Origin of the sequence: Brevibacillus sp. LEMMJ03 (assembly GCF_007197875.1) — a bacterium.
Lineage (GTDB): Bacteria > Bacillota > Bacilli > Brevibacillales > Brevibacillaceae > Brevibacillus > Brevibacillus thermoruber.
Map to the genome: position 1 here is coordinate 147,740 of NZ_VKJN01000009.1, position 16,448 is coordinate 164,187.

At 59.4% G+C, this 16,448-nt stretch carries 23 protein-coding genes and 1 riboswitch; of the genes, 14 read left to right on the forward strand and 9 right to left on the reverse strand.

The window, feature by feature from the left end:
* Positions 1-113 precede the first annotated feature (113 nt).
* Positions 114-731, reverse strand: a complete 618-nt coding sequence (locus FOI68_RS13380) for a C40 family peptidase (protein ID WP_143863468.1) — start codon at positions 729-731, stop codon at positions 114-116.
* A gap of 5 nt (positions 732-736) precedes the next feature.
* A riboswitch (cyclic di-AMP (ydaO/yuaA leader) is annotated at positions 737-878 on the reverse strand.
* A gap of 302 nt (positions 879-1,180) precedes the next feature.
* Here FOI68_RS13380 and FOI68_RS13385 point away from each other — a divergent pair.
* The 7 genes from FOI68_RS13385 (at position 1,181) to prpE (ending at position 6,629) form a co-directional block, all read left to right on the forward strand.
* Complete coding sequence (locus FOI68_RS13385) at positions 1,181-1,594, forward strand: LiaF transmembrane domain-containing protein (RefSeq protein ID WP_143863469.1); 414 nt, start codon at positions 1,181-1,183, stop codon at positions 1,592-1,594.
* An 84-nt stretch (positions 1,595-1,678) separates the two neighbouring features.
* Positions 1,679-2,374 (forward strand): PspA/IM30 family protein, encoded by a 696-nt coding sequence (locus FOI68_RS13390; protein ID WP_044900390.1) that lies wholly within the window; start codon positions 1,679-1,681, stop codon positions 2,372-2,374.
* Between the two features lie 87 nt (positions 2,375-2,461).
* On the forward strand, positions 2,462-3,040 hold the full coding sequence (locus FOI68_RS13395; protein WP_035298541.1) for a class I SAM-dependent methyltransferase: 579 nt from the start codon (positions 2,462-2,464) through the stop codon (positions 3,038-3,040).
* Positions 3,041-3,054: 14 nt separating this feature from the next.
* The gene (gene liaF, locus FOI68_RS13400) at positions 3,055-3,912 is read left to right on the forward strand and encodes a cell wall-active antibiotics response protein LiaF (RefSeq protein WP_143863470.1); all 858 of its coding nucleotides are present in this window, start codon (positions 3,055-3,057) and stop codon (positions 3,910-3,912) included.
* A gap of 13 nt (positions 3,913-3,925) precedes the next feature.
* Positions 3,926-5,086: a sensor histidine kinase gene (locus FOI68_RS13405; protein ID WP_044900387.1), complete on the forward strand. Its 1,161-nt coding sequence runs from the start codon at positions 3,926-3,928 to the stop codon at positions 5,084-5,086.
* Positions 5,083-5,712, forward strand: a complete 630-nt coding sequence (locus tag FOI68_RS13410; protein ID WP_143863471.1) for a response regulator — start codon at positions 5,083-5,085, stop codon at positions 5,710-5,712. The genes FOI68_RS13405 and FOI68_RS13410 overlap by 4 nt, the downstream gene beginning before the upstream one ends.
* A gap of 95 nt (positions 5,713-5,807) precedes the next feature.
* A complete protein-coding gene (prpE, locus tag FOI68_RS13415; RefSeq protein ID WP_044900386.1) occupies positions 5,808-6,629 on the forward strand; it encodes a bis(5'-nucleosyl)-tetraphosphatase PrpE in 822 nt (273 codons plus the stop codon).
* A 141-nt stretch (positions 6,630-6,770) separates the two neighbouring features.
* Here prpE and FOI68_RS13420 read toward each other — a convergent pair whose 3' ends face one another.
* On the reverse strand, positions 6,771-7,523 hold the full coding sequence (locus tag FOI68_RS13420; protein WP_143863472.1) for an N-acetylmuramoyl-L-alanine amidase: 753 nt from the start codon (positions 7,521-7,523) through the stop codon (positions 6,771-6,773).
* Positions 7,524-7,675: 152 nt separating this feature from the next.
* Between FOI68_RS13420 and FOI68_RS13425 the strand changes: the two genes are divergently transcribed.
* Both FOI68_RS13425 and FOI68_RS13430 read left to right on the forward strand, forming a co-directional pair.
* A complete protein-coding gene (locus FOI68_RS13425; RefSeq protein WP_029100623.1) occupies positions 7,676-7,906 on the forward strand; it encodes a YneF family protein in 231 nt (76 codons plus the stop codon).
* 16 nt (positions 7,907-7,922) lie between these two features.
* The gene (locus tag FOI68_RS13430) at positions 7,923-8,108 is read left to right on the forward strand and encodes a hypothetical protein (protein WP_065067789.1); all 186 of its coding nucleotides are present in this window, start codon (positions 7,923-7,925) and stop codon (positions 8,106-8,108) included.
* Between the two features lie 75 nt (positions 8,109-8,183).
* Here FOI68_RS13430 and FOI68_RS13435 read toward each other — a convergent pair whose 3' ends face one another.
* A complete protein-coding gene (locus FOI68_RS13435; RefSeq protein ID WP_143863473.1) occupies positions 8,184-8,951 on the reverse strand; it encodes a TSUP family transporter in 768 nt (255 codons plus the stop codon).
* A 194-nt stretch (positions 8,952-9,145) separates the two neighbouring features.
* On the opposite strand from FOI68_RS13435, the gene FOI68_RS13440 reads away from it, so the two are divergent.
* From FOI68_RS13440 to FOI68_RS13450, 3 genes are all read left to right on the forward strand, one after another.
* Positions 9,146-9,754, forward strand: a complete 609-nt coding sequence (locus FOI68_RS13440; RefSeq protein WP_029100620.1) for a superoxide dismutase — start codon at positions 9,146-9,148, stop codon at positions 9,752-9,754.
* Between the two features lie 307 nt (positions 9,755-10,061).
* Complete coding sequence (locus FOI68_RS13445; RefSeq protein WP_143863474.1) at positions 10,062-10,856, forward strand: dioxygenase family protein; 795 nt, start codon at positions 10,062-10,064, stop codon at positions 10,854-10,856.
* A 73-nt stretch (positions 10,857-10,929) separates the two neighbouring features.
* Positions 10,930-11,379, forward strand: coding sequence for a carboxymuconolactone decarboxylase family protein (locus tag FOI68_RS13450; protein ID WP_176703333.1), 450 nt, complete (start codon positions 10,930-10,932; stop codon positions 11,377-11,379).
* A gap of 162 nt (positions 11,380-11,541) precedes the next feature.
* Here the strand turns inward: FOI68_RS13450 and FOI68_RS13455 are convergent, their stop codons facing one another.
* A complete protein-coding gene (locus tag FOI68_RS13455; protein WP_143863475.1) occupies positions 11,542-12,087 on the reverse strand; it encodes a pyridoxamine 5'-phosphate oxidase family protein in 546 nt (181 codons plus the stop codon).
* A gap of 229 nt (positions 12,088-12,316) precedes the next feature.
* Positions 12,317-13,318 (reverse strand): metal-dependent hydrolase, encoded by a 1,002-nt coding sequence (locus tag FOI68_RS13460; RefSeq protein ID WP_035298529.1) that lies wholly within the window; start codon positions 13,316-13,318, stop codon positions 12,317-12,319.
* 155 nt (positions 13,319-13,473) lie between these two features.
* On the opposite strand from FOI68_RS13460, the gene FOI68_RS13465 reads away from it, so the two are divergent.
* Complete coding sequence (locus tag FOI68_RS13465; RefSeq protein ID WP_044900381.1) at positions 13,474-13,797, forward strand: MFS transporter; 324 nt, start codon at positions 13,474-13,476, stop codon at positions 13,795-13,797.
* On the forward strand, positions 13,787-14,899 hold the full coding sequence (gene mutY, locus FOI68_RS13470) for an A/G-specific adenine glycosylase (protein WP_044900380.1): 1,113 nt from the start codon (positions 13,787-13,789) through the stop codon (positions 14,897-14,899). Before FOI68_RS13465 ends, mutY begins: the two co-directional genes overlap by 11 nt.
* A gap of 315 nt (positions 14,900-15,214) precedes the next feature.
* Here mutY and FOI68_RS13475 read toward each other — a convergent pair whose 3' ends face one another.
* From FOI68_RS13475 to FOI68_RS13485, 4 genes are all read right to left on the reverse strand, one after another.
* Positions 15,215-15,376 (reverse strand): YrzI family protein, encoded by a 162-nt coding sequence (locus FOI68_RS13475; RefSeq protein WP_141669745.1) that lies wholly within the window; start codon positions 15,374-15,376, stop codon positions 15,215-15,217.
* A gap of 135 nt (positions 15,377-15,511) precedes the next feature.
* Complete coding sequence (locus FOI68_RS23490) at positions 15,512-15,673, reverse strand: hypothetical protein (protein ID WP_176703334.1); 162 nt, start codon at positions 15,671-15,673, stop codon at positions 15,512-15,514.
* Positions 15,674-15,913: 240 nt separating this feature from the next.
* A complete protein-coding gene (locus tag FOI68_RS13480) occupies positions 15,914-16,174 on the reverse strand; it encodes a hypothetical protein (protein WP_143863476.1) in 261 nt (86 codons plus the stop codon).
* A 19-nt stretch (positions 16,175-16,193) separates the two neighbouring features.
* Positions 16,194-16,418 (reverse strand): hypothetical protein, encoded by a 225-nt coding sequence (locus FOI68_RS13485; protein WP_029100614.1) that lies wholly within the window; start codon positions 16,416-16,418, stop codon positions 16,194-16,196.
* Positions 16,419-16,448 lie beyond the last annotated feature (30 nt).

Consider the following 16,448-nt stretch of genomic DNA (forward strand, 5'->3'; position numbering starts at 1 on the left):
GACAGTCCAGGCAGCGTCGAAAAACGGATGTTACTACCTCTTGACACCAGGTGCTAAACAAATCCAGAAAAAGCCAGAGACCTGTCGTCCCTGGCTTGTACGCTGTGCGTCGATTACTGCTGCTGCCGCGGTTGTGATTGCTGCTGCTGTTGAGTTTGCTGCTGTTGTGGAGTCTGGGGCTGTTGTTTCGATTGTTCTTGCTGCCGCTGCGGCTGCTGCTTCGCATCGGGCAGCGATGCTGCTTGTACCGGTTTCTTTTTCTGTGGAGCCTCGGCAATGGCCTCAAGCACAGGCAGGGCAATCCGTTTGGCGCCCACAAAGCGCTTGCCCCAGTAATACGGATCGTTCAGCCTCGTGTTGACGACTCCTTTGCCGCTCTCCGCGTGTACAAACATGCCGTTTCCGATGTAGATGCCCACGTGTGAAATGCTGCGCCCGTTGGTGTTGAAAAAGACCAGGTCACCCGGCTGGAGATCGCTGCGGGACACCGGTACTCCCAACTTGAATTGGGCGGACGACGAATGAGGCAGATCTACACCCAGCGCGTCAAACACATAGCGCGTAAAACCGGAGCAGTCAAATCCGTTTTTGGTCGTGCCGGACGACTTGTAAGGAGCGCCGTACAGGTCGTTGACGACACCCATCAAGGAAGATTCCTCCTGGGCGTGTGCAGCGCCGGCTCCCATTGCAAGCATCCCGGCGATGAAGAGAGTAACCACCGTTTTGCGCAAGAGAAACTGCTCCTTTCCTGAGCCTACGAGGTTAGCTGATGGGTTCGGTCGAAAGGATTGCCCTAGGCGGCCGGCAAGCGGCGGCCATTCACCCCGAAAAACGTGGGTCCCCCGTTTCCGCATAGCGGAATTCGGCTAATTTCGATGTTTTTTTACACGCACTCCAGCACAATTCAACACGTGTCCGATTTTTCCTGTCTTTTTGCTTGGTTGTTCACAATTTTGACACAAAATGTTGTCATAAATCGGAAACGATTCGTGTCGACCATGCCGGCGCACGATTCGCCAAAGCGCGGGTGCATGCTTGTCCGATTGCGGAAGGAAGGCGTCTCCGCCCCGGGACGGAGGGAAAAACCAACCGCCCGCCCGTTATGGCGAGCCCTGTCAGCCGTCTACAATAAAGCCATGAGGGTGACACCCAAACAAAGTCGATGGGAGGGTAGCAGTTGATGAGCGAGCGGTCTGGAAAAGTGCTTCTCGGACTGGTCCTGCTGCTCATAGGCGGGTTGGTCTTGCTGGATCAGATCGGCATTGACGGCGGCGATCTGCTCGGTGTGCTGATTCCCGGGCTGATCATGCTGTACGGCGCCCGCAAAGTGATGGGAAGTTCAGGTTCGCGTTTTAGCGGCGTACTGATCTTTCTGTTCGGGTTCCTGATGCTGATCGGCAAGCTGCATCTGCTGTTTCACGCCGTGCTGGCCATCGGGGTCATTTACCTGGGCTTCCGCTTGCTTCGCCAACGGGATGTGCCGGATCACCCGGTTCCGACCGTCTGGGAGCGGCAGTGGGCACAGCGCGTGCTGCGAGAAAATGACGCATTGGATCGATGGGAGCAAAGCGTAACCAAGCGGCAGCAGCCGTAATCCCCGCGCCGGCATGGCCGGGTCGCAGGACAAGGATGTTAAAACAACCATGATCATGTGATATGATGAGGAGGACAAGTGACAATGGGTATCTTGAAACGCTTGCGTGATTTGACGGTGGCTTCGGTGAACGACGTGCTGGATTCGATGGAAGATCCGGTGGTAATGCTGAACCAGTACATGCGTGACATGGAAGTGGAGATCGGCCAGGTGGAAGTGGCCGTCGCCCGTCAGGTGGCGCTGGAGAAGAAATTCCGCCAGCAGTGGGAAGAGGCGCTCGCCCTCGTGGAAAAACGGGATCGCCAGGTAAAACTGGCGCTAACCGAAGGCGAAGACGAACTGGCGCGCCGCGCGCTTGCCGACAAGAAGCAGTACGAAGCGCGTGCCCAGGAGTACGAGGCGCTCTACCAGTCCGCTTCGGAAGCGGCGCAAAAGATGCGCGAAAAGCTGGCTGAGCTGAAAGAAGAGTTTTACAAGATGCGGGCGAAAAAATACACCCTGATGGCCCGCGCCCAAGTAGCCAAGACGCAGAAGCAGGTGAATCAGGCCATCGTCGGGATGGGCAGCGAAACGGCGAGCCGCGGATTTGCCCGGATGGAAGAAAAAGTGATGCGCATGGAGGCGGAAGCGGATTTAAGCGGCCAGTGGCGCAATACCAGCGCAGGCTTGGACCACTCCCTGAGCAAATGGGAGAAGGACGACCTGGACGCCGAACTGGCGAAGATCAAAGCCTCCCTGCTTGAACAGAAGGAAACGCCGCAGCAAACGGAACAGGCGTAAGCGAGAGGAACGGCGGCGTTTGATGTAGAATAGAACCAAAGGCAGCCTGGGAAACAGGCTGCTTTTCCCCTAGAGGAGGTTCTTTTTTTGGCAGACTTCTTGGTGTTTTTGCGACGGTTTATCGCCGAACCCGGACGTGTCGGCAGCATCATCCCCAGCTCCCGGTTTCTCTGCGCGCGCATGCTGAGCCGCGTGGATTGGGCAAACGCTGGCGTCATCGTTGAACTGGGGCCGGGCACGGGTGTGTTTACCCAGGCCATTCTCCAGAAAAAGCGGCCGGACGCCCGTTATCTTCTGGTTGAGCGTGATCCCCAGTTTCGGGCCGTGCTGCGCGACCGGTTTCCCGAGGTGCCGATTCGGGAAGAGGCCATGAAGCTTGGCCAGTATATGGAGGAAATGAGGTTGGGCAAAGCCGACGTAATCATCTCGGGCCTTCCTTTTGCCATCTTTCCGGAAACGCTGCGCACCGGCATTCTGGACCAAATTCAATCCGTGCTGGCCCCCGGCGGGCTGTTCATCACGTTTCAATACTCGCTGCAACTGCAATCGGAGCTGCAGGCGCGGTTTCAACGGGTGGAGACGGGTTTCACGCCGTTGAACATTCCGCCTGCGTTTATCTATACATGCCGTAACGGTTGGAAGGAAAATGAGCGGCATGGGGCGTAAGAGAGGAGACTCCTGTGAAACTGTCCCGCTTGCACAAAATGACGGCTGGTGTTCTGATCATTTTGACGGGCATTGGCCTGTTGCTCGACACCTTGCATATCATTTCGTTCAGTTTGTTCAGCCTGTGGCCGATGGTGTTGGTGTACGTCGGCGTGCGCATGTGGGAGAAGCAAAAACGCATCAGAGGCGGCCTTTTGGCCGGGTTTGGCGTCCTCATCGCGCTGGACATGTGGTTTGGCGTGGGATTCCATGACCTGTTCCATTTCGTCGTCCCTCTGGCGTTGATCTATTTTGGCTTCCGCCTGATCCGGGGGCGCTCGCGGTCGCGCGACGGACGAGCGGACACGGTCGGTGACTCGGGCGGTTTCTCCCCGGAGTGGGACACGCCGGACGATGCGCCGTTTTACCAAAAGGCGGCTCGCTGGGCCAAGCAAAAAGGATACGGGCCTGTCTTCGAGGACCGGGTGGAGACGCCGTTTCACCCCGGCTGCATTCTGCGGCCCAAGGATACCCGCAGTTCGCTGATCGGCGATTTTCATCTCACGTCCGGAAGGTTTGAACTGGATCAACTGCACATTTGGCACGGCATCGGGGATGTGGTGATCGACCTGTCGCGGGCGATGGTGATGCAGGAGGAAGCGTTCCTGACTGTCGACGGCTGGGTGGGGGACGTCACCATATACGTGCCGGTCGACATGCCGGTTGCCGTTACCGCCGAGGTGAGCATTGGCGACCTGGAAGTGTTTGGACACCGGCAAGGCGGCATCAGCCGCAGCGTGATGGTCCGCTCCGAGCAGTACGAGCAGGCCGCTCAAAAAGTGCATTTGCAAATCTCGCTGCTTGTCGGCGATATAAAAGTCAAGTACATCTAGGGGGTACTGACCGATGCGTCGACAGCGATTAGCGAGCGTACAATGGCAGTACGTGCGGTTCGGCCTGATGCTGGCCATCGGCACGGTAACCGCCACGTTCCTCTGTTTCCTTTTGCTGCACATCGCCTGGGCCAACGATCCGGAGATCCGCCGCCTCTACTCGACGCTGGCGGATGACCCGGAACTGAGCCGGTGGCTTGACACCAATCTGCAGATTCAACTGCCGGCCGAGCCGGATTGGATGATCATGCTGGCCGCCTTCGCCGTTTCGCTTGCGGTGGGGACGGTCATGGGCGTGATCGGCGGCTACATTTTCGGCAACCTGTTGAAAAAGCGGCTGTACGTGCTGGGCGAAGCGACCATGAATCTGAGCCGCGGCCTCTTGTCCTACCGCGTTCCCGATCTGGGCGCGGACGAGATCGGCGAGCTGGGCTGGCAGTTCAACCGCCTGGCGTCGCAGTGGGAAGATCAGGTGGCGTCGCTGCAGCGGCTGTCCAATCACAACGCCGCGCTGGCGGAGCAGTTGAAACAGGCGGCCGTCACGGAAGAGCGGCAGCGGCTCGCCCGCGAACTGCACGATGCCGTCAGCCAGCAGTTGTTTGCCATCGCGATGACCACAGCCGCCTTGAAGCGGCTGGTGGAGAAAAATCCGCAGCGCGCCGCCCAGCAGATCGAACTGGTGGAGGAGATGGCGGCGGCGGCCCAGGCGGAGATGAGGGCACTCCTGCTGCATCTCCGTCCGGCCACGCTGCAGAACAAGACGCTGAAGGAAGCGATTGTCGATCTGCTGGAAGAACTGGCGCGGAAAAACGCGCTCGCGATCTCCTGGGAAATCGAAGACGTGGAGGGCCTGCCCAGCGGCATTGAGGATCACCTGTTCCGCATCCTGCAGGAGTCCCTTTCCAACACGCTGCGCCACGCCCGCGCCAGCCAGATTGCGGTGAAGCTGTTTACGCTGCAGGGACAGGTCCGGCTGCGGGTGACGGACGACGGGGTCGGGTTTGATCCGGAAGGCGAAAAACTGACCTCCTACGGTCTTCGGAGCATGCGCGAGCGCGTGGCGGAACTGGGCGGATCGCTTGACATTTATTCTGCGGTGGGAAAAGGGACGCAAATCGAGGTGCGCATCCCGGTGATGCCGCAAACGGAACGGGAAGGGAGAGAGCATCCGTGATTCGCGTATTGTTGGTGGATGATCACGAGATGGTGCGGATGGGCCTGGCCGCCTATCTGTCCACGGAAGAAGACATTGAGGTGGTGGCCGAAGCGGCGAGCGGAGAGGAAGGCGTACGGCTGGCGGTGGAGCTGAAACCGGAAGTCGTCCTGATGGATCTGGTCATGGATGGCATCGGCGGCGTGGAAGCCACCCGCCGCATCCGGGAGCATTGCCCCTCCTGCAAGGTGATCGTGCTGACCAGCTTTATCGACGACGAAAAGGTGTACCCGGTGATTGAAGCGGGAGCGTTCAGCTACCTGCTGAAGACCTCGCGCGCCGCCGAAATCGCCCGCGCCATCCGTGCCGCCGTGGCCGGAGAACCGGTGCTGGAATCCCGCGTGGCCGGCAAGATCATGGCCCGCTTTCGCCACGGTCAGGAGCCGCTGCCCCATGAGCAGCTCACCCCGCGCGAGCTGGAAGTGCTGAAGCTGATCGGCCAGGGAAAATCCAACCAGGAGATCGCCGATGAACTGATCATCGGCATCAAGACCGTCAAAACGCACGTCAGCAACATTTTGGCCAAGCTGGATGTGGAGGACCGGACGCAAGCCGCCATCTACGTGCATAAACACAACCTCGTGTGACCGTGCAGTGCTCACCCTGGAAAAAGGGGTGAGTTTTTTTCTTTTTTATGGTAAACAATAGAAAGTAATAGATATTTGGAAAGGAGGGGATGGGCATGAAGCACAAACCGCGGGCGCGCTCCAAAATGCTGGCGGCGGACAGGGGCGTCGACATCATCGGCGACGTGCACGGCTGTTACGACGAATTTATGGAGCTGCTGCGGCGGCTCGGCTATGAGCGCAGTCACGACGGGACGTACCGCCATCCCCGCGGCCGCACGCTCCTTTCCCTCGGAGACATTACCAGTCGCGGGCCGGATTCGATCAAGATGCTGCAGTTTTTCATCCGCCACGTCGAAGTCGGGGTGGCGGAGATGGTGGACAGCAACCACGGGTGGAAGATTGCCCGCTGGCTGGATGGACGATTGGTTACGCTGGCGCATGGCGATGAAAAAGTGGAGGAGGAGTTCCGCCGCTTTGAGCAGGAGCACGGAGCGAAACAAACACTGCTCCTGAAAGAGCAGAGCAGACGGCTGCTGTTTTCCTCCCCGTCGCACATGATGATCAAATACGGCGGAAAACTGGCGGCGGTGGCGGTTCACGCCGGCATCCGCGACGATTACATCGGGATGGAGTCTCCATCCGTGCAGACCTTTTGCCGGTACGGAGACGTGGCCGGCATGGGAGCGGACGGCCGGCCGATCCGCCGGGATTGGGCGGCGGAACGAAAAGCGACCCATCCGCTGATCGTCTGGGGGCACGACCCCCGTCCCCAACCGGAACAAAAAAACGGCACGCTCAACATCGACCAGGGATGCGTGTTCGGCGGGATGCTGACCGCCTACCGCTTTCCCGAAGACGACCTGATGAGCGTGCCGGCCAGAGAGAATTATTCGGGTCTGAGCGACACCCCTCTGACGCGTTACGCTTCGGAGTGAAGCCGGTGCGCCTGCCGTCCGCGCCGGCGGGAACCGGTCCGCTTCTGCATGGCGTTCTTCGCGGTGACGCGCATGTCCACGGCGGCAAAACCGGCCGTTATCCCCTCCGTTCGTGACCGCTTCCCGTCAAGGAAAGCCGCCTCAACCGGGGGTTCGCAATTTTTCGTACAGACGTTTGAGCACGACCGCTTCGGCCCACAGCGGAAGCGGCTGGTCCGGCTGACGCCGCCAGTCCTCGGTGGTAAGCAGTCCCTGCTCGTACATCCAGTCGATCGCGTCCCGCTTCCATTCGGGCATGTCGCCGTTTTCGCCGCTGCCGGGGGCGGACGGCGCCGGCGGTCGGTACGCCAATTGGGCGTATTCGCAAAAGGCACGGACGACCGCTTCCGCCAGCTTGCGCCAGTCGAGCTGGATTTTCTCCGCGTCCAGCGGATTGTCGGCAAAGCCGTACTCCACGATGACGGTTTCGACGCTGCCGGTCTCCCGGTGCATGTAGTAGTAATCGAGGTTCGGGTTATTGGGCAGCGTCCGGGTAAAGATTCGCCGGTTGGGCATGCCGGCCGCCTCCAGTTCGTCCTTGATCAGGCGCGGCAGGGAGGCCGAAGCGTGGATGGAGTATATGACCTCCGACCCTCTTCCGCCGCCCGCGTTGATGTGGTTGGAGATGCAGCAGCGGGCGCCGCTGTTGCGGACCAGCGCCGTCCGCGCTTCGCTCGACAGGGTGGTATCGTTGTCCGTGCGGGTGATGGCGACCGGTATCTGCAGCTCCTGGAACCGGCGGTATTGATACAGGGAGATGGCAAGCGTCATCTCCTTCTCGACAAACAGTTTGTTGGTGCCGCCGCCGGGATCGACACCGCCGTGGCCCGGGTCCAGGATCAGGATGGGAGTCATGTGATCGTCACCTCCTGCAATCATCGTATGCCGGGCGGCGCCGGCATGCCGAGGGCGACCTCCCTAAATTCCTCGTGTCCGCGATGTACAGAGGCGGCAGTTGTGGTACAATAGGAACGACTGTAATTCCAAAAGAGGATGGTAATGAATAGATGGCTTGGTACAACTGGGTAATCCCGATCGTTACGCTGATTATCGGCCTTGTGGGCGGATTCGCCGGCGGCACTTATTACCTGAAGAAGCAATTGCAGAACATGCAGATGGATGAAAAGCAGCTGCAGGCGATGGCCCGCTCGATGGGCGTCAATCTGAATCAAAAGCAGTTGAAGCAAATGAGCCGCACCATGAAAAACATGAAGATGCCCAACAAATTCGGCAAGTAAGGCGGTGGGGATGCGAATGGGTCCGACCCGTCTGCGCTACACGATGATCGGTTTTATTCTCGGCGTGATCATCGTCTATGTGAAAGCACTGCCGGTAAGCGAAGGGGTTCGCTTCGCTTCCCCTTTTTACGGCGCGGGGATCGGCCTGTTGATCGACGGCATCATCGTGCGCCTGAAGCAGCGAAAAGGGAATCAAAAATGAAAGAAGCTTGGCGGAATCGCCAAGCTTTTTGTATGGGCCCGGCCCAGTTTTCTGCCGGCACGCCGCTTCCCGTGTTTACGTGAAAATCAGCTCGTAAATCATTTTGGTAATCAGGCTAATGGACACCAGCAAAAACAGCGGGCGGACGTAGCGGACGCCCGTCTTGATCGCCAGCCGCGCGCCCAGGGTAGCTCCCAAGAGCATCGCGATCCCCATCGTCAGGCCGGTGAGGAAAATCACCTTGCCTTCGACGATAAAGACGAACAGCGCGGCGATGTTGCTGGCCAGGTTGAGAATGCGTCCGTTTCCGGCGGCGATCACAAAGTCGTAGCCGAACAAGAGCACCATCAGGAAGACGAAAAACGAACCGGTCCCCGGCCCAAAGAAGCCGTCATAAAAGCCGATCAGAAACGTCAGGGGAATCCCCAACCCCAGCGAAAATTTGGTCAGTCCTTTAAAGCTGGACGTTTCGCCAAACCGCTTGTTGATGAGCGTGTAGACAAAAATGGCGGCCATCATCACGATGACCAGCACTTTCAGCACTTCCTGCGGGACAAACAGGACCGTTTTGGCCCCCAGGTAGGCGCCGACCAGCGAGACGGGAAACAGCAGGGCCATCAGCTTTTTGTCGTATTTGCCCATCCGGATAAAGGTCACGGAGCTGGTCGCCGATGAAATGGTTCCCGCCAGCTTGTTGGTCCCCAGCGCCAGATACGGGGGAATGCCAAGGCCGAGCAGCGCCGGCAGGGAGATCAGCCCTCCGCCCCCCACCGTACTGTCGATGAAGGCGGCCACGAATCCGAAGAATGCGAGAAACAATATGGTAGTTACGTCCAGGTCCACGTATAATCACCCTGCTTGTCGGAAATATGGGAATACTCCAAGTCTAGCATGGCGGTTCCGCATTGCAAGATAGTAATGAATGATATATGCTGCAAGATTACGATACTTAGCATACCGATTTGTTGTAAAAGTGCCCTGCTTGCATTATAATAAGTGGTAGCTTGAGCCATACATATTACGAGGAGGAATGAAGAATGGCACACCAACTTCCTGAACTGCCTTACGCGTACAACGCGCTGGAGCCTCACATCGACGCGCAGACCATGGAGATCCACCACGGACGTCACCATGCTACCTATGTGAACAACCTGAACGCTGCCCTGGAAGGTCACGCCGACCTGCAATCCAAGAGCGTGGAAGAACTGATCAGCAATCTGGACGCGCTGCCGGAGTCCATCCGTACTGCGGTTCGCAACAACGGCGGCGGCCATGCCAACCATACCCTGTTCTGGCAAATCATGAGCCCGAACGGCGGCGGCGCTCCGTCCGGCGCGCTGGCTGACGCCATCAACGCGGCTTTCGGCAGCTTTGACAACTTCAAGGCCGAGTTCACCAAAGCGGCAACCACCCGTTTCGGTTCCGGTTGGGCTTGGCTGGTAGTGGACGGCGGCAAGCTGGCCATCACGTCTACGCCGAACCAAGACAGCCCGATCATGGAAGGCAAAACGCCGATCCTGGGTCTGGACGTGTGGGAGCACGCGTACTACCTGAAGTATCAAAACAAGCGCCCGGACTACATCAACGCTTTCTGGAACGTCGTCAACTGGGACGAAGTAAGCAAGCGCTTTGAAGCAGCGAAGTAATCACAGCGACTGTCCGTGAATGAAAAAGGCATGCCGCTTTTTGTGCGGCATGCCTTTTTGCGTTGCGAGCGAAGTGCGTCTGACGGATGACGGCGGCCGCCACGCCGGCGGATTTGACCGCAGTTGCACGCGGCAGTTTCTCATGACGGCCCCTGCGGCCGAATCCTGCCCGGTGCAGGGCGCGGCAGGCACCGTTCTCATCGCGGAAGAAACGGGAGAAACACGGGGGATAGCAAAAAACGTCCGGATCTGTTATAATAGTTACAAAAAGTAACCTACTGACAAAAATAAATCGGAGTGAAAAAACATGATGCCTTCCCTGTTTATCGCCCACGGAGCGCCCACGCTGGCGATTGAGAAAAACGAGTACACGGACGCGCTGCAGGATTTGGCCGGCCGATTGAAACGTCCCCGGGCCGTCGTGATTCTGTCCGCTCACTGGGAGAGTCCGGTTCAGGAAATCGGTTCAGCCGACGTGTACGGCACCATTCACGACTTCGGCGGCTTCCCCCGCGAACTGTATGAGATCCAGTATCCCGCTCCCGGCGATCGGCTGCTGGCGGAAGAGACGGCGGCCCTGCTGCGGTCGGCGGGCGTCCCGGTCCGCTTCCATCCGGCGCGTGGCTTGGATCACGGCGCCTGGGTGGTGCTGCGGCTGATGTACCCGGATGCCGACATTCCCGTGGTGCCCCTTTCCGTCAACCCTGCTCTCGCTCCGGAAGAACAGTACGCCATCGGCAGGGCGCTGAGCCCGCTGCGCCGGCGTGACATTCTGGTCATCGGCAGCGGCGGTACGGTGCACAACTTTGCCAAAATGAACATGCGGGCAGAGCCGGGGCGGGCGGACGAGTGGGCGGTCCTGTTTGAAGAATGGCTCCGGGAAAAACTGACCGCCTGGGATCTTCCTGCCTTGTACCGCTACCGGGAGCTGGCTCCTTATGCGGAATGGGCGGTCCCCCGGCACGGCAGCGAACACTTTGTCCCGCTCCTCTACGCCATGGGAGCCGCCGACGATGAACGCCGTGCCGAACGGCTGCATCTCAGCTTCCAGTTGGGCAGCCTGAGCCACGCGATCTGGCAATTTGGCGCGGGGCCGGCCTGATTTTGTCACAACCTCGTCGCCTTGGTCGTCTCAGAGAGTGAAAGACCAATGCGATGAGGAAAGGACGATGTACATGAAAGCACGAATGAACTACCGCGCGGCCAACCCGCAGGCATTCCAGGCCATGTTTCAACTGGAGAAGTACGTCAGGGAATCGGGGCTGGACGAGACGCTGCTGGAACTGGTGAAAATTCGCGCTTCCCAGTTGAACGGCTGCGCGTTTTGCCTCGACATGCACACCAAAGAGGCGAGAAGCAAAGGGGAAACGGAACAGCGGCTGTACCTGCTGAACGCCTGGAGGGAGTCCGCCGTCTACACGGATGCCGAGCGGGCTGCCCTGGCGCTGACGGAGGCCGTCACCCTGATTGCCGAACGGGGAGTCCCGGACGAGGTGTACCAACAGGCGCGCGCTCATTTTGACGAAGCGGAGCTGACGGCTCTCTTGATGGCGATTGTCACGATCAACGGCTGGAACCGGCTGGCCATCGCCACCGGGCAGATCGCCCCGTTTTCGCTGGAGTGACCGGATAACCCGTATGCCGCTCGCAGAGGCGAGGGCTGCCGAGGCGGCCCGGCCGGTGTAACCGCCGTCCGGTCCCCGGTTCGGGCGGCATAACGGCCGGGGTGCAGCCGTCCAGTCCTCATGACGGCCGGTTCGCCTGGCATCGCAATCCGTTCCCGGCGTTCACACGTCCATCTTGTGCGTGCGCCCGGGAGAGAAACGCTTCGCTTCCGACAGCGGGTTTGCCTTTGCCGTAAGCCGATCCGGCCTGATCCGGAAGACGGCGGCGGCGCTCCCCATCGAGGAGCGGTATTTGACCACATGGGAAACCGGCAGCGGCCGGTCGTAATAGCTCGGAACGTACTTGTCCAGCATCGCTTGCAGGGCGTCTCTCATCTCTTCGGGGTCCTCCACCCGCTCGATGCTGCCGAACAGGATGACGCTCATGTAGGCAGTATCGGTCAGGGCCGGTACCGGATCGGCGATCGTGCCGTATTCTTCGCAGACCGTAAAACAGACGCGGTTGTTTTTTTGCATGATGTCCGTCTTGCGCCCGGCTTCCGCGCCGTGAAAATAGACGCTGCCGTTCAGCCAGCAGAAGTTGAGCGGGACGACGTACGGCTCCAACCCGTCGGTCAGGCCCAGGTGTCCGACTCTGGCGGCGGCCAGGAAGGCGTTGATGTGCTCCTGGTCCGTGCAGGTTCGTTTGGCGTAGCGAATGGGATTCATGAGAACTCCTCCGTTTCATGGTGGACTGCTGATGCGGATACGTTCATCATAGAGAGGGACTGTGCACGGCAAAAGGGGCAGTTTTCGAAACGGGATGCGGGACAGATGGTGTCTTCGCTCCGGATCGGCCGCCAAAGCGGAAAAACGGGCGCAATCCGGGACGCGCCGGAGCATCGCAAAAAAGCGCCTGCCCACAGGGCACGCGCTTTTTTCACGGATCAAACGGACGCTAGTTGAGCTGGATCTCTTTTTCGGGGTCCAGCTTTTTGGCCAACTGCTCCTCGCCGCGGTGAATCCAGCCGACAAACGAGTCGCGGATGTGCAGTTCCTTGTCCAGATAGACGACGGCGACAAACATGTAGTGGCTCTTGCCCTGATAGCGGGCGCGGTAGCGCAGGTCAAACCACCTGACTTCGTAGCCGAAGGGCTGTTCCTTCGTCTCCACGTGGGCGTAGCGGGTAAACGACAAAAACGCCTGTACCTTGGGACTTTGTTTGGCCGCCGCCACCAGTTCGCTTTCCGGTTTGATGGCAAACACGTCCAGGATCGTGACCTCCCCGCCGTGCACTTCCCCGACGTACCAGTGCTGCTCCGTCCTGATCACAAACGTCCACTGGTTCCAGGAGAGCGTGGGAATGATGGTGTACGTGCCTTCCTTGCCGACGCTTTCCCGGACCAACGCCGTCGTCCGCTTTTGCGCCTGGCAGCGCCAGACGTAATAGCAGGCGATCAGCAGATAGATCCAGAAAAACAGAGGCCCCGGCTCCGCGCCCGCGCCCCACAGCATCAGACCGGCCACATGGACGGCAAAAATAAACGGGTCGAAGATGAAGATGGCGTTCCAGGCGATCCACTTGTCGCGAAAAGGGTAAAGGCCTTTGGTTCCGTACGCGTTGAACAGGTCGACAAATACGTGCAGGCAGACCGCCGCAAAAATCCAGCCCAACAGGTGAAGCCAGTGCGTCTGCGGCGTTACCGCCTGCACCAGGGCAAACACCGCTGCCGTCCAGACAAACAGGGCGGGAATGGAGTGGGAGATTCCCCGGTGATGGCGGATGTAGGCGGCGCTCCCCCGGACGCGGGTGAAACCGTCCAGATCGGGAGCCTGGGAGCCGATGACGGTGCCGATCGCCACCGCCTCCGCCAGCCCCGGCGTCGCGGCCACGACGGGATCGAGGTGGGCCAGGCCGGCCAGTCCGAAGCCCATGACAAAGTGTGTGGCGGTGTCCATGAATTACGTGTTCTCCCTCCTTTGTTCCTGCCGTTTCTATTCCTTATTATAGCGACTTGGGCGGGAGATTTCCCTTCGGATCTGAAAAAATTGCGCGCTTGTTCCCTGCCGCACAGACGGGTATGATGAAAGGGATCGAAAGGAGAGAAGAGGCTGTGCTTACCGTGTTTATCGAATACAAGACGGACGAGTCGAAGCGGGACCGGTGCCTGGAGCTGCTGGCTGCCATGGCCGGGAGGATGGAAGCGATGGGAGCCCGTCAGTACCGGTTTTGGGAAGGCCTGGACCAGCCGGGCCTGTTCGTCGAAGCGTTTGACGTGGAAACGGTGGAGCAGTATGAGCGCATCAAACAGTGGCGGCGCGCCGATCAGGCGTTTTGCGAGTGCGTCGCGGGAGGGGCCGCCAAGCTGAACATCTGGGCGTTTCGCCCGATCGATTTGGCTGACAAAAGGAGCAAGCAGGAATACGATGGCAGGTAAAAAACGCAAGGCATTGACGTATACGTTGCCGGAAGAGTTTCACGTGTTTGGCTTTTCCCGCGATCTGCTGGCCTGGTACGATTCCCAGAAACGGGATTTGCCCTGGCGGATCAACCGCGATCCGTACCGCGTCTGGGTGTCGGAGATCATGCTGCAGCAGACGCGCGTGGAAACGGTCAAGCCGTACTACCAGAACTTCATGGCCAAGTTCCCCACCGTGGCCGCGCTGGCCGAAGCGCCGGAGGAGGAAGTGCTGAAGGCGTGGGAAGGGCTTGGCTACTACTCGCGCGCCCGCAATCTGCAGGCGGCCGCGCGGGAGGTGCAGGAACGCTACGGCGGCGTCATTCCCGACACGCCGGAAGAGATCGCCACGCTGAAAGGCATCGGGCCGTACACCGCCGGCGCCATTCTGAGCATCGCCTACGAAAAGCCGGAACCGGCCGTGGACGGCAACGTGATGCGCGTCTTTTCCCGGCTGCTCTACCTGACGGACGACATCGCCAAGCCGGCGACCCGGGTCAAGGTGGAACACCTCGTGCGGCAGGTGATTCCGCATGGCCGGGCGGGCGATTTCAACCAGGCGCTGATGGAGCTGGGCGCTCTCGTCTGTCTGCCGCGGACGCCGCAGTGTCTCACCTGTCCCGTGTTTGACTACTGTCTCGCCCGGAAGGAAGGGGTACAGGACGAACTGCCGGTCAAAGGCAAGGCCAAACCGCCTCGTGTCGTCCGGCTGCAGGTGGCGGTGGTCATGCGCGGGGACGCCGTCTTAATCAACAAGCGGCCGGAGCAGGGGCTTTTGGCCGGCATGTGGGAGTTTCCCATGGTGGAGACGGACGCCGACACGCGTTCCCTGAAGCAGGAGGCGCTTTTGCAGGGGCTGAGGCAGCGGTTCGGGATGGACGTGGAGGTGACCGAGCCGCTGATGGAGCTGACGCATACGTTTTCTCACCTGCAGTGGCACATGGAAGTGTGGCGGTGCGACTGGATCGAGGGAGACGACCTGCCGCCGAACGTCCGTTTTGCGACAGCGGATGAACTGGCCGGGCTCGCGTTTCCCGTGGCTCATCAAAAAATCCTGGAAACGATCAAAAGCGACCGGTGACCGGTCGCTTCAGTGTGCAGACAAAGTAACTGCTGGAGGGAGAAGCACGTTTCCGGCATCCGCTCCGTGCTCGCCCAGCAGAGAAGCACAGGCTGCACGCTCCGCACCGATTTGCGGGGGATCGCCAAAGCCGCATCGCTGCGCAGCCCATTCAGAGGTGGCGCTCCTTTTTTCCCGCAAATCGCTGCTCCGCTTGGTAGGGCTCACAAGTCGCTCCGCCTGGAAACATGCTTCTCCACCGCTGCAATAGGTTTGTCTCAGTCAAAAGCGACCGGTGACCGGTCGCTTTTGTCGCAGGTGGATGTCTCTCCGCGCTTACAGCCGCGTACAGTACTCGGGAAACTGGGACGCCTGCCGCATGCGCTGCTCTTCCCACTCCGCGATCGCCTGCTGCTGCCGGCAGCGGGCTTCGCGCTCTTCCGCGGAGATCACGCGTCTTTCGATGATGATGGTAAAGAAAATCATCGGAATGTACATGACCATACCCCTCCTGTGCAAACTGTCTGGTTCAGTCAGCCGCCGTCTATCGATTTGACTCCCGTGAACCGCATCCTTTGACGTTTTTGCCTGCTGCTCATACAACATCCCTCCTCAACGGGGTTCTGTTTCGCGTTACACGCGAGTGAGAAATTCCGGATACCGGGCGGCTTCGAGCGCCTGGGCCTCGGCGCGTTCCTGCAAATAGCGGGCGCGCTGGTACTCGGCGGCGCGTTGTTTGGCGCTGGGCTTTTTGCGCTCGATCTTCACCGTGAAAAACAAGAAGTGGAATACCATCCGTCTCACCTCCTTCCAAGGAAAAAGTGACAAAAAAACCGCGGGCCAAAGCCTGCGGTCTTGTTTCCAGCAGCAAAGAAACAGAAAGACCGCAAGCGACAGCGCCTGCGGTCGGGTATGCGACGAAAGGGGCATGGCAAAGACACGAGTCCTGCTACGATTCGTCCGTCCGGGAGGCACTGCCGTATGAAGTTGGAGCAACCACGAGCAAATCGGTTCCATTGGGATTTCCTTTGATCATCATAGCGGCACAGCCTCCTTTCCATTCAAGTGATGAATCGTATTCTTAGAATATGGCAATTTTTTCTTGGTGTAAAGCATTTTTTGCCCAATTGCAAGAAGAAAGTATTTTCTGACAACAATGGACAGCTCCGGCCTGGACGCGGGAGCCGGACAGCCTTTTGGCGGGGTTACCAAAACATGTACAGCAGTCCGATCATGGCCGCAAGACTGCGCCACGATCCCGATGATGATGCCCCATTGGCGGGTTGCGGTTTTCATCGGCATTCCCTCCTTTTGTTCAATCGTAAATCGGCGCGGACGCGTGATCCCAGCCGCCGCCGTCTCCTCCGACCGGTCCGCGGGATTCCAGCTCGCGGACGATGCGGGCGTGGAGCGAACTCCCTTCGGCATTGAGATAGGCAGCCAGTTGGGACATGGCGTGATGGTAGTAGAGCAGTTCGTTCAATTCCCAACGGGAGAGCGGTGTCATCGTCAGCTCGGACAGTTCGCGGCCTATGAACATGAAAACACTCCTTCCCCGCCTTCCGGCACA

Excerpts from the sequence above, each read along its gene's own strand:
- FOI68_RS13385 (WP_143863469.1), top strand. The coding sequence starts at position 1,181 with ATGAGCGAGCGGTCTGGAAAAGTGCTTCTCGGACTGGTCCTGCTGCTC.
- FOI68_RS13390 (WP_044900390.1), top strand. The coding sequence starts at position 1,679 with ATGGGTATCTTGAAACGCTTGCGTGATTTGACGGTGGCTTCGGTGAAC.
- FOI68_RS13405 (WP_044900387.1), top strand. The coding sequence starts at position 3,926 with ATGCGTCGACAGCGATTAGCGAGCGTACAATGGCAGTACGTGCGGTTC.
- prpE (WP_044900386.1), top strand. The coding sequence starts at position 5,808 with ATGAAGCACAAACCGCGGGCGCGCTCCAAAATGCTGGCGGCGGACAGG.
- FOI68_RS13420 (WP_143863472.1), bottom strand. The coding sequence starts at position 7,523 with ATGACTCCCATCCTGATCCTGGACCCGGGCCACGGCGGTGTCGATCCC.
- FOI68_RS13425 (WP_029100623.1), top strand. The coding sequence starts at position 7,676 with ATGGCTTGGTACAACTGGGTAATCCCGATCGTTACGCTGATTATCGGC.
- FOI68_RS13430 (WP_065067789.1), top strand. The coding sequence starts at position 7,923 with ATGGGTCCGACCCGTCTGCGCTACACGATGATCGGTTTTATTCTCGGC.
- FOI68_RS13440 (WP_029100620.1), top strand. The coding sequence starts at position 9,146 with ATGGCACACCAACTTCCTGAACTGCCTTACGCGTACAACGCGCTGGAG.
- FOI68_RS13445 (WP_143863474.1), top strand. The coding sequence starts at position 10,062 with ATGATGCCTTCCCTGTTTATCGCCCACGGAGCGCCCACGCTGGCGATT.
- FOI68_RS13450 (WP_176703333.1), top strand. The coding sequence starts at position 10,930 with ATGAAAGCACGAATGAACTACCGCGCGGCCAACCCGCAGGCATTCCAG.
- FOI68_RS13455 (WP_143863475.1), bottom strand. The coding sequence starts at position 12,087 with ATGAATCCCATTCGCTACGCCAAACGAACCTGCACGGACCAGGAGCAC.
- FOI68_RS13460 (WP_035298529.1), bottom strand. The coding sequence starts at position 13,318 with ATGGACACCGCCACACACTTTGTCATGGGCTTCGGACTGGCCGGCCTG.
- mutY (WP_044900380.1), top strand. The coding sequence starts at position 13,787 with ATGGCAGGTAAAAAACGCAAGGCATTGACGTATACGTTGCCGGAAGAG.
- FOI68_RS13475 (WP_141669745.1), bottom strand. The coding sequence starts at position 15,376 with ATGTACATTCCGATGATTTTCTTTACCATCATCATCGAAAGACGCGTG.
- FOI68_RS23490 (WP_176703334.1), bottom strand. The coding sequence starts at position 15,673 with ATGGTATTCCACTTCTTGTTTTTCACGGTGAAGATCGAGCGCAAAAAG.
- FOI68_RS13480 (WP_143863476.1), bottom strand. The coding sequence starts at position 16,174 with ATGAAAACCGCAACCCGCCAATGGGGCATCATCATCGGGATCGTGGCG.
- FOI68_RS13485 (WP_029100614.1), bottom strand. The coding sequence starts at position 16,418 with ATGTTCATAGGCCGCGAACTGTCCGAGCTGACGATGACACCGCTCTCC.